This is a genomic window from Gilliamella sp. B3023 (assembly GCF_026536845.1).
Lineage (GTDB): Bacteria > Pseudomonadota > Gammaproteobacteria > Enterobacterales > Orbaceae > Gilliamella > Gilliamella apicola_E.
Map to the genome: position 1 here is coordinate 1 of NZ_JAFNNH010000059.1, position 984 is coordinate 984.

The 984-nt window shown below is 42.3% G+C and carries 1 protein-coding gene; it reads right to left on the reverse strand.

Annotated elements, in window-relative coordinates; translation table 11 throughout:
• Positions 1-338: 338 nt before the first annotated feature.
• A partial coding sequence (locus J3U16_RS11945; protein ID WP_267343198.1) for a hypothetical protein occupies positions 339-984 on the reverse strand: 646 nt, incomplete at its 5' end.

Sequence of the window (984 nt, forward strand, 5' to 3'; positions counted from 1 at the left end):
AGAAATTTAGTGATTTTGATATTTTAATAATTTTTAAGTGAAATTTAGAACCTCAAAAACCCCGTTCCTCAACTTTTTTTGATGGAAAAAACGGCTACTAAAAAACGACATAGCTTAAAGCAGAATTTAGAACCCAAAAACCCCACTCCTCAACTTTTTTTTGAGATAAAATACCTCAAAAAACAAACCCTCCTAGGCGGGTAATTCAAACGTCGCTTAGCCGCAAAATCGCTTTTTATTGCTAAACGACGTTGACTCCTTGAGTCAGCTTACTTTTAATCACCTAATACTATTTTTTATCACCCCCGCCCTAAGGATTAAGGACGAAGAAATAAAAACTAAGGATGGGAGAAAAGTCCGGCGTTGGTGTAGTTGGCGATGGGGTAGGACCAACCCACGTAACCGTTGTCTGTGTCCACGAGAAACTGGTTACTACCAGTCGAGTCACTAGTCCAGAACCAATTGTCTTCGCGGAAGCCAGCGCCTGAATAACCAGGCATATAACCCCACTCAGTGAAAAAACCAGAACCTATATGACGCATGTAATGATTACTAGGTGAGGAAGGGGTGGCGCCGACTGAACCACGACAGTTAGAACCTGAATTAGTACCACGACAAGATGCATTGGTTAAATCACTTACGCTAGGCATCCGATAACCAATACGATTACACCAAGATAAGGTATTAGGATAAGTATATGTGCCAAAACCTCGGTTGACGAACCACTGCTTCAAAGTAAAACCATATTTAACGACAGGATTACCTTGACGATCACGACCGACCAACTCGAAGGTCTGAGGCAAAGTAGGTTTAGAAATAGGACCAGGATTGTCAGAACGATGCTGGGATGAGGTAGCGTAAGGACCCGTTAAAGTAACGCGAACGCTTGTAGCAGTAGGATTAGACATTGTAGCTGTGATACCACTCCGAGAAACTGGAGACCAAGACAATGGCTGACTACTACCGGTAATGAGTAAATCAAAG